This window comes from Oceanobacillus indicireducens, assembly GCF_014647195.1.
Taxonomy (GTDB): domain Bacteria; phylum Bacillota; class Bacilli; order Bacillales; family Amphibacillaceae; genus Oceanobacillus; species Oceanobacillus indicireducens.
On the sequence record NZ_BMOS01000057.1, the window covers coordinates 1 to 9233 of the forward strand.

The 9233-nt window shown below is 36.7% G+C and carries 7 protein-coding genes, 13 tRNA genes and 1 rRNA gene; all 21 read left to right on the forward strand.

Going from position 1 to position 9233, the window contains the following annotated elements; genetic code table 11:
- The first annotated feature begins 164 nt into the window (after positions 1-164).
- The 21 genes from rrf to IEX94_RS18975 all read left to right on the forward strand — a co-directional run bounded on the left by rrf (position 165) and on the right by IEX94_RS18975 (position 8976).
- Positions 165-280: ribosomal RNA gene (gene rrf / locus IEX94_RS18870) — 5S ribosomal RNA — on the forward strand.
- An 87-nt stretch (positions 281-367) separates the two neighbouring features.
- Positions 368-460, forward strand: a tRNA-Ser gene (locus IEX94_RS18875).
- 35 nt (positions 461-495) lie between these two features.
- Positions 496-570, forward strand: a tRNA-Glu gene (locus IEX94_RS18880).
- 69 nt (positions 571-639) lie between these two features.
- A tRNA-Val gene (locus tag IEX94_RS18885) sits at positions 640-715 on the forward strand.
- A 160-nt stretch (positions 716-875) separates the two neighbouring features.
- Positions 876-952: transfer RNA gene (locus IEX94_RS18890), tRNA-Met, on the forward strand.
- A 6-nt stretch (positions 953-958) separates the two neighbouring features.
- Positions 959-1035, forward strand: a tRNA-Asp gene (locus tag IEX94_RS18895).
- Positions 1036-1057: 22 nt separating this feature from the next.
- Positions 1058-1133 (forward strand) — tRNA-Phe (locus IEX94_RS18900).
- 14 nt (positions 1134-1147) lie between these two features.
- Positions 1148-1232: transfer RNA gene (locus IEX94_RS18905), tRNA-Tyr, on the forward strand.
- A gap of 8 nt (positions 1233-1240) precedes the next feature.
- Positions 1241-1314, forward strand: a tRNA-Trp gene (locus tag IEX94_RS18910).
- 20 nt (positions 1315-1334) lie between these two features.
- Positions 1335-1410 (forward strand) — tRNA-His (locus IEX94_RS18915).
- A 19-nt stretch (positions 1411-1429) separates the two neighbouring features.
- Positions 1430-1501: transfer RNA gene (locus tag IEX94_RS18920), tRNA-Gln, on the forward strand.
- A 7-nt stretch (positions 1502-1508) separates the two neighbouring features.
- Positions 1509-1583: transfer RNA gene (locus IEX94_RS18925), tRNA-Gly, on the forward strand.
- Positions 1584-1594: 11 nt separating this feature from the next.
- Positions 1595-1668: transfer RNA gene (locus tag IEX94_RS18930), tRNA-Cys, on the forward strand.
- A gap of 2 nt (positions 1669-1670) precedes the next feature.
- A tRNA-Leu gene (locus tag IEX94_RS18935) sits at positions 1671-1754 on the forward strand.
- Positions 1755-2901: 1147 nt separating this feature from the next.
- The gene (locus IEX94_RS18940) at positions 2902-3108 is read left to right on the forward strand and encodes a zinc ribbon domain-containing protein (protein ID WP_188859742.1); all 207 of its coding nucleotides are present in this window, start codon (positions 2902-2904) and stop codon (positions 3106-3108) included.
- Positions 3109-4291: 1183 nt separating this feature from the next.
- Positions 4292-5356, forward strand: a complete 1065-nt coding sequence (locus IEX94_RS18950; protein WP_188859746.1) for a hypothetical protein — start codon at positions 4292-4294, stop codon at positions 5354-5356.
- 122 nt (positions 5357-5478) lie between these two features.
- Positions 5479-6432, forward strand: a complete 954-nt coding sequence (locus IEX94_RS18955) for a sialidase family protein (protein ID WP_188859747.1) — start codon at positions 5479-5481, stop codon at positions 6430-6432.
- Positions 6413-6946 carry a hypothetical protein gene (locus tag IEX94_RS19935; RefSeq protein ID WP_229782807.1) on the forward strand — a complete coding sequence of 178 codons (534 nt, stop codon included), beginning with the start codon at positions 6413-6415 and terminating at the stop codon, positions 6944-6946. The genes IEX94_RS18955 and IEX94_RS19935 overlap by 20 nt, the downstream gene beginning before the upstream one ends.
- Positions 6876-7277, forward strand: a complete 402-nt coding sequence (locus tag IEX94_RS19940) for a hypothetical protein (RefSeq protein WP_229782808.1) — start codon at positions 6876-6878, stop codon at positions 7275-7277. The genes IEX94_RS19935 and IEX94_RS19940 overlap by 71 nt, the downstream gene beginning before the upstream one ends.
- Positions 7278-7616: 339 nt before the next feature.
- Positions 7617-8468, forward strand: coding sequence for an alpha/beta fold hydrolase (locus tag IEX94_RS18970; RefSeq protein WP_188859751.1), 852 nt, complete (start codon positions 7617-7619; stop codon positions 8466-8468).
- A gap of 103 nt (positions 8469-8571) precedes the next feature.
- Complete coding sequence (locus tag IEX94_RS18975; protein ID WP_188859753.1) at positions 8572-8976, forward strand: HIT family protein; 405 nt, start codon at positions 8572-8574, stop codon at positions 8974-8976.
- Positions 8977-9233 lie beyond the last annotated feature (257 nt).

A 9233-nucleotide genomic window follows, 5' to 3' on the forward strand; every position in this document is an offset into this window, starting at 1 on the left:
TATTTTGATGTCGTGATCTACTCTTATTTAGTTTTCAGGGTATAATTTTTACATAAAAGATAGTTTACACTTGATTTTTTCTATGAATCGGTTATAATAATGATTGTGACAAAAAAATAACTTGATTTTTACAAGAATTAACAATAAGTAGTTTTTTCACTAGGTCTGGTAATGAAGGCGGAGAGGTCACACCTGTTCCCATACCGAACACAGCAGTTAAGCTTTCCAGCGCCGATGGTAGTTGAGACTTTGTCTCTGCGAGAGTAGGACGTTGCCGGGCGATTAACCATAAAGTTAATTCTAATGAAAATATAAGCTTCTGAAAGTTAATTCAGGAAAGATTTCGACTGTATTACTTAAGCTCAATGGAGAGCTGTCCGAGTTGGTCGAAGGAGCACGATTGGAAATCGTGTAGGCCGCTATCGCGGTCTCGAGGGTTCGAATCCCTCGCTCTCCGCCATTATATTATTAGTTTAATTATATTATTAGTTTAATGGCCCGTTGGTCAAGCGGTTAAGACACCGCCATTTCACGGCGGTAACACGGGTTCGAATCCCGTACGGGTCACCATTTTTTAGGAAGGCATATTAAATATGCAACGTCCTATTGCAACACATGCACTAGCATGTCCGATGCTTCGGAGGATTAGCTCAGTTGGGAGAGCACCTGCCTTACAAGCAGGGGGGCGCAGGTTCAAGTCCTGCATCCTCCACCATTATTTATATGTATTTTTACGATCGCGGAGTTGAGAAAAGCCGAAACACCTCTGAATAGGCTTTGTGAGAAGTGTAAGCTTCTCCGAATTATCCCGAAACACGACGAATTGTCCTTATTCTATTATTATGCATGAGCAAAACTTGCATATTTCTTATTACCGCGGGGTGGAGCAGTCCGGTAGCTCGTTGGGCTCATAACCCAAAGGTCGCAGGTTCAAATCCTGCCCCCGCAACCAAATTAAGGTCCGGTAGTTCAGTTGGTTAGCATGCCTGCCTGTCACGCAGGAGGTCGCGGGTTCGAGTCCCGTCCGGGCCGCCACTATTTAGAAAAAAGTTATTACGGCTCGGTAGCTCAGTCCGTAGAGCAACGGACTGAAAATCCGTGTGTCGGCGGTTCGATTCCGTCCCGAGCCACCATTTGTATTATTGTTGGAGGGGTAGCGAAGTGGCTAAACGCGGCGGACTGTAAATCCGCTCCCTCAGGGTTCGGCAGTTCGAATCTGCCCCCCTCCACCATTTGATATAGGGGTATAGTTTAATGGTAAAACGAAGGTCTCCAAAACCTTTGATGTGGGTTCGATTCCTACTACCCCTGCCATTGTTTTTTTAATTTAAATGGCGGTCGTGGCGAAGTGGTTAACGCACCGGATTGTGGCTCCGGCACTCGTGGGTTCGACCCCCACCGGTCGCCCCATTTAATAGTTAGTTATTATTGGGCTATAGCCAAGCGGTAAGGCAACGGGTTTTGGTCCCGTCATTCCTAGGTTCGAATCCTAGTAGCCCAGTTATGATGCGGAAGTAGTTCAGTGGTAGAACACCACCTTGCCAAGGTGGGGGTCGCGGGTTCGAATCCCGTCTTCCGCTCCATTTTTTTATCTGGCGGTATAGCCAAGTGGTAAGGCAGAGGTCTGCAAAACCTTTACCACCGGTTCGAATCCGGTTACCGCCTCCAATGCCGGTGTGGCGGAATAGGCAGACGCGCAAGACTCAAAATCTTGTTCCTTCACGGGAGTGTCGGTTCGATCCCGACCACCGGTATTTTACAATTAAGATGGGTTAAAAAGAAGTTTGAAGTTCATTCGTAAGCCTTTATGCATAAGGGTTTACGATTTTTTGTTTTTTGAAAAAGATATAAAAACATTCAAACGCAACACACATACAACACAAAAATTAATACATATTAACTGCAATTTTTTCGTTGTCTTCAAGAGTAGAGGCGTTTTAACTTTTAATAGCTATTTGAACAAATTCTGAATTCGTTCGGCGATAAGAGATGTAAGAGATGCTCTAATCCCTCGAATGAGCAAGACTTAAATTTGTTCGGTCTTTGAGAGGTACTCTAATCTCCCGAATAAACAAAAATCGGGTTTGTTCGAGCATATAGAGATCTTAACCGCGATCTGAAACACTTACTTATTCCATTTCGCGCAGTTAAGCTGGTCGTAAAACGAATAATGGCTTTGAACCCGAGAGACTTTTGCCAAGTTTAAGGTAAAAGTCTTTTTTTGATAAAAATGGATGGGTGCGTGTTGCACCAAATTAGGAGGCCGAAAATTATATATCCTAACTCTCTTAAAAAATGACAGCAGGAAAGATAATGAATGCAGATATTACGAGATCCACTAAATCTGATAAACCAAACATCTTCCCCCCTTCTAATACTTTTCTACGATTGCGGGAAAACAAACTTGACGAAGGTTATATATATCGATTGGGCAGTTTAGTGGATGAGAGTTTGAAACAATTTGTTTAAGTCAATCGTATTAATATAGAGTCCAATTTGGAGTCTGTGATTTTGATATTTCATCCAAACCGCGGAATAGGAAAGGGGTATGTAAATTGAAAAGAACATGTCTAAAACTTTCCCTAATTGTAGGTTCAGTAGCATTTATAGTAACATATTTCGTTACCTTTTTAATGGAATCGCCGCGTCCTTTTTCGGCAAGTTTGGTTGTAGCATTTTTAATATTTGAGATCAGTTATTATTATTTCTTTAATAAAGGGAAACGCCAATATGATTTATGATAAAAGGAAGTATAAATCAACATAGAGTGTTTTAATCCAAAAGTTATTTCCGGGAATTAATTGCATTAAAGGGCAGTTTCCTTTCAAATGGAGATTTTAAGATTTATAAAAAGGATCTAAAAAATATCATTGTTTTTTATATCAAAGGAGATGAGCGAAAGTGAGAAGTAACAAAGGATGTATTAAATGTGGAAGTACAGAGGCGGATACGAAGGATGTTGCAATGACCGGCACTGGTTTATCTAAAACGTTTGATGTCCAGCACAATCAATTCACTGTTGTTTACTGTAAAAACTGCGGGTATTCAGAGTTTTATAAGAAAACTAGTTCAACTGGAAGTAACGTTTTGGATCTTTTCTTTGGTTAAAGCAAGGAATTGCCAAGGGGAGATGTTAGAACAAGCAGTTATTAGAGAAGTTAAAGAAAGAAACAAATTTAACAATCGAAGCTGTTGAAGTTATAGCTGTCAACGAAGCGATGTTAATGAGTGAACATCACTTATAATCAAGATGAGAATTGGAATAAGGTTCCAGTCGAGTTAGATCATTATTTAGTGGTGAATACATTGCAAACGGAAACAAGCAAGAACTGGTTAAATGGGGTATGGTAAACTAAATGAAAAGAAACTTTTAAGAAGTTTTTATTTTTGTAGATAAGGGGATGATTTCATTTATATATTAGTATTTACGTTTATATATGTAATCGGGCTTCCTTTAACAACACTTATTCATGAAATAGGACATGCTATGGGATTGGTTTGCTCCACTAAAGACGGTGTGGCAAGGGTATATATTGGTGATTTTAGTAATTCAAATAAAGAGAGTTTCAGAATAGGTAGGGTACATTTTCACATTACCCTGGGAATGGGAGGAATCTGTAGATACGAAAAGAATAATTATATGACAAAGTTACAGAGCGTTATAACGACGATCAGTGGGCCTTTAATTTCTGCATTTTTCGCATTTATACTATACTTATTTCTTCATCATCCCATTAATAAACACTATCTTATAACAGGCATGTTTTGGCTGAACCTTATTCAATTTGTTGTGACTGTCATTCCAATAATTTATCCAAAATGGTGGAGACCTTATGGTGGCTATCCTTCAGATGGATATAAAGTACTAAAGATTTTAATAGGTAAAGGGACGTATGACAGCTAATATATGTATATACAAACTGATAGTGAGTTTCTTGAAAAGCCTATTAAAGGCGTTTCAATTACAATTTCCACACAACTTTCAACCAGTTTTAGGAACAGCAATATATTCCAGAATCGGATGCGATAAACGGGAAAATTTGTTTGAGTGCGTTTCTATAATATAGAAACCAATAGAAGGAGAGCGGTTTTTCTTCTCTCACCAAAATGATGATTCATATTGTTTAAAAATAAATTGTTCCCAGTAAATATATCAAAATCATACGAAGAACTTGGTTTGTCTTTTCTATTGAAAAAGTTACCTGAATATTGTGGTATTATGGAGTGGAATTACTTAATTATCGGGACGGTTTAGCTTAATTAGAATCTGTTAAAGAAAGGATCATTTGTAGTGATAAATGAAGAAGTAAGGGATGCTATTTTGAAGTTGAACATTGAAAACTCAGCGATGGATCATATTATGAAAATTGGTGAAGGTGCTTGGCACAATGTCTATAAAATAGAAAGAAAACATGAAGGAGAACTTGTATTAAGAATAAGAAAAAAAGAATCATATGGACAACTACAAGAATATAATGAGATTGATTTGATTACTGAGTATGAATCTTCAAAAGCGTATTATCATCAGGCCAACCAAACTTCTTTTCATATTTGTCCTTTATTCTTTGATTACATTCTTGAGGAATCATTGGCTTTTACAGTAGAAAGTTTTATGGGTATAGGGAAAAAACTTCAGGATATCAGTCATTCTGAGAGCTTTGTCATTGGAGGAAAGTTAGGAAGATTTTTTAAGGGCATGCATGAAAAAATTCCCGAAATAAAAGGATTCGGAAATATTATATGGAATGGTGAACGACTTGAAGGGAATATTCAACAGGAAACTAACCTAATATGGCAACATGATAACGATATTTATTTAAGTATATTAAATGAATTGACTAATTCCGATTTAAAATTTGATCGTAAAAAAGTTGTAGATAAGGTAGTAAATATAATTGATAAAAGACGCAAAAGTCCGCAAAAGATATCATTAGTCAATCAAGATGTAACGCCAGAAAATATTATATTTGGTTTAGAAAATGTTTCTTTAATTGATCCATTTCCTCGGTTAGATTTTGATTTAAAATATGCTGGGTATGTTGTGTTTTGTTATAAATTTCTTCTTCCTGCATACTCCAATGCCCCCAGATATCGAAAGCATGCCTATGACCAAAATTCCAAAATAATGAGTAGAATTGCCGATGGTTTTATAAAAGGATACATAGATAATAATGAGAAATTGCAACATCGCTTATTGGAGGACTATGTCTTATGGGTTTTGTTAGAAACTCATGAACACTATGAAACACTAAATGAAAGTGAACTGAATGCCAAGACATTGCAACAAATGGGGGATAAAGAAATGATTAAGAATAGATTATCATTGTGTTTGAGGGAGCTGGAAAAATCTATATAAAAAGCACTTCTAAAAAATGACAGCGAATAAATTATTCCATTGAACTCTTTTATCTTATCCAAGTAACGGATGCATTACTTAATCATCGTTCATTATAGTACTAGAAAGAAAGGGAAATCCTAATGAAAAACCTTTTACTGGGCTTATCAAGCGTTATCATGCTTGTCCTAATGGTTACCGCGATATTCTATTATCAAACCCGAGATAATCTATCATATTCGCAGTTCTCACAGCCGAATGAAATACGTGATAATCAAGAGTCACCAAATGAAGATGAACAATCTGATTCCCAAGAGTTTCAGCCTCCTAACGAGCAGATAGCCTACACTTTACAAAATAATGAGTTGAACATTACGTTTAATCAAGGGGAGGATTGGATTAAGGTTCCGGTTGAGTTAGATCAATTATTTAGTGGTGAATACAATGGAAACAAGCAAGAACTGATTGAAAATAGCTATATTCTTACAGAAAACCAAGCGGCATTTCTATATTCTGAGGGACCAAGCTGGGATAATCAAAGAATTTTGTTAACCTATTCAACCGACCAGGGAAAGACATGGGATGAATCAGTAGTAACGGAACCCTTCACCGTGATGCGTTTCAGAAAAGTAGACTTTCTAAATGAAGATTTTGGATACGTTATTATTTCGGGTGATCGCACGATGTCACAGGAATCTTCACACGTCTTTCTAACACATAATGGTGGCAAAAGCTGGGAGGAAACTACCAATTCTGGAGTAACAAGATTAATTTATGATGGTGGTTTTGTTGATGTATTAACAGGCTTTCTATCCTTTGGAACGATAAACCCGGAGGCACCTGATCTTTATTTGACACTAGATGGTGGGCACACATGGAATGAAGCAACAATAAATATTCCAGATGAGTATGATCAAATTTTTGTACAGGCTGAAATTCCTGTAAAAGAGCAAGGGAATTTGTCCGTATTAGTGAATCAAGGTCCGAACGGTGATTATAAAGGTGGAGAAGTAAAGGGAAAGTTTATTTCAGAAGATAATGGAAAAATGTGGGAGTTTCAGAGGGAGGTACAGCCGAATGATGAAGAACAAGAATAATTTTATGAACATAGTAGGCTGGGCGCTATTTGTTATTTCTATTGGCATTTTCACTTTTCAGATGGGATATCTATTCATCTCTAAAAAATACCAAGTAGAGTATATTGATGATCGGTTATTTTACATCATAAACATTTTCTGTATTCTCTTTCTAACCCTAGCAATTCCACTTCTGATAAATCTCAAGCAAAGGATGAAATTCATTGGTGCAGGTATAGTGTTTATTTTTATTATGGTTCATATATTTCTACTAGTATCGAGTAATCAAGCAGTCAAAAATATTACAAGTATATCCCCTAATTGGAAGCATATTTTATCAATTAAAGAGAATGTAGAGGATGGGGCGGCCGTGTATTATCGGGACTACTATGGTATTCTCGCTCGTCCAAAGGAAAGATTACCTTTTGATACAAAAGGAGAATTTCAAGTAGAATGGTTAGCGAATGATATTGCTGCCGTTACATACGAAGCAAAAGGACAATACCATTCAACAATTTATAGGTACGTATGGTGATCGCGGTAGCGGCATATCCTATTATTATGTAGCAGCTGAAATTCATGGTCGCTGGCAGGGTGAGAACATTCAATTGATAAGTGATACGGAAGGTATTACTGTGATTGAAGATGGGAAGACGGAACTGTTTGAGTGGGAAAATATCGAGCAGTTCGGTACGCTGGCTGTTGTTTTAAAGCGGGATAATGAAGCTGTTTGGACGATATCACTAAATGAAAACTTTGAGGTTCATTCTGATGCCCCCGAATCAACTGTAGGAAATATCCGTATTTATGAAGCGACGATGGAAAAAAACGAGCCGATTACACTGGAGTATAGTGGTTCCAACTAGAATCTATTACCTTTCGTTTTTTTGTACTTCAATATGAATGGAATGGTGACTAAACTTGATAAAAAATATACTAAGTTTGGCAAGGCAATTGGTTGGTTAGGTTTTCTGTTTCTTATATTAGGATTACTTTTTAGTGAGAGAGGTGTGATGGCAGAAGATATGCCAGAAGCTTTTTAATCTTTTGCCATACCTTCAATCATAATAGGAATAATTCTACTCGTTAATACCAATTTCATTAAGAGCTGCTCTAGCATAATAGGGATATTGTCAATATGACGATTTTGTAGACGGGGCAGGTTAGCTATTAATAAAAAATATAATCATTTTAGGAGGACTTAAATGACTGTTGATAATAAGGGAACATTCAATCTAACTAATATTAATTTTCAGGGGTTAAATATTAATACAATAGGGGAAGGAGAAGCTATTGTTTTCTTACACGGCGGACCAGGTAGTGAGCATCGTTTTTTTCTACCTCACGTGTTACCACTTTCCCGGAAGTTTAAATTAGTATTCTATGATCAGAGAGGGTGTGGAAAATCAGCTCCTTCTATTGATGGTCAATACTCCATGATGGACGAAGTATGTACATTGGAATTATTACGGAAAGAACTAAAACTGGAAAAGATAAATATATTTGGTGAATCATGGGGTTCAATGCTAGCTCTATTATATGCAACTACGTATCCAGAAAGGGTAAATAAAATTCTTCTAACAGCTGCAATAGGCGTTTCAGCTGAAGGTTTTAAAACCTTTGGTAAGGAACTTGAGAAAAAATTATCGGAAAGTGAAAAATCGAAACTATCTAAGTTAGAAGAAGGGGTTAGAAATGGAGAGTCATCCATTGATGAGGTGTTAGCGATTTTGGATAAATATTATGTATATACCGAGGACTCATTAAAGGTAAAAGCAAAAACTTCTATTAATCCAACAGTTAATCAGCAAATTGGAGAAGACATATTAGGACACTATGATGTAATTAGTAAATTAGATAGTATTAAAGATATTCCCATAGTAGTTACCCAAGGTTGTGACGATATTTTAACTTCTAAGTTGATAAAGGAATTATTAATCGATTATATTCCCCATTCAAAATTAATTACCATAAGAAATTGTGGTCATTGGACAGTTGTCGAGAAACCAGATGAAATGAATGAAATTGCTCATGATTTTTTTAATTCTACTTTTTAAACTAGCAGGTGCGGTCCTTGTAGGAGGAGAAGCACCCTCTTTGTTGAATATATTATAGAGGTAGAAAGGTTGAGGAAGATAAATAAAAAATGAGGAGATCATGATGGAAAAGTGTATTTTTTGTAATCCAGAAATAGAACCTAAACAAGAAGTTATTTTTAGCAATGAACATTGTCATTTTTTACAATTGGAACAATCTAAAATAAAAGGCGGTCTGCTTGAAGGAGCAGGGCTAATTGTTCCCAAAAAACATAGAGAAACTGTATTTGAATTAACTAAGGATGAATGGGAAGCAACTTACCGTCTTCTTCAAAGGGTTAAAAAATACTTAGATGAGGAACACAAGCCTCAAGGATACAATCTAGGCTGGAACTGCGGCGAAGTAGGTGGTCAGCACATTTTCCACGCTCATTTTCACGTTATACCAAGATATAAAGACGAACCACTGGCAGGTAAAGGGATAAGACATATGTTTAAAAGTGAAGAGAATGTAAGAGGCAGTTATTAAGCTAATGGCCCCGTTTCTGAAATAATTAAACCTGTCACAGTCAAATTGACTTATTACATTGCATTCGCGGCTGCATTACTTATCAAAATAAGCGCATAACTCATCTTTAAGAATAGCTGTATAAAGGGTTACGATGTCGGGATTCACCTTTTATTTGGAGCTGCAGCAACAGGTTCAATCATTTTGCTTATGAAGGCGAGCTTCAATCTAGGAGCATTCCTGTAATGAAGAAATTTGAGGTTTGAACAAAAAAGAGC

Excerpts from the sequence above, each read along its gene's own strand:
- IEX94_RS18955 (WP_188859747.1), top strand. The coding sequence starts at position 5,479 with ATGAAAAACCTTTTACTGGGCTTATCAAGCGTTATCATGCTTGTCCTA.
- IEX94_RS19935 (WP_229782807.1), top strand. The coding sequence starts at position 6,413 with ATGATGAAGAACAAGAATAATTTTATGAACATAGTAGGCTGGGCGCTA.
- IEX94_RS19940 (WP_229782808.1), top strand. The coding sequence starts at position 6,876 with ATGATATTGCTGCCGTTACATACGAAGCAAAAGGACAATACCATTCAA.
- IEX94_RS18970 (WP_188859751.1), top strand. The coding sequence starts at position 7,617 with ATGACTGTTGATAATAAGGGAACATTCAATCTAACTAATATTAATTTT.
- IEX94_RS18975 (WP_188859753.1), top strand. The coding sequence starts at position 8,572 with ATGGAAAAGTGTATTTTTTGTAATCCAGAAATAGAACCTAAACAAGAA.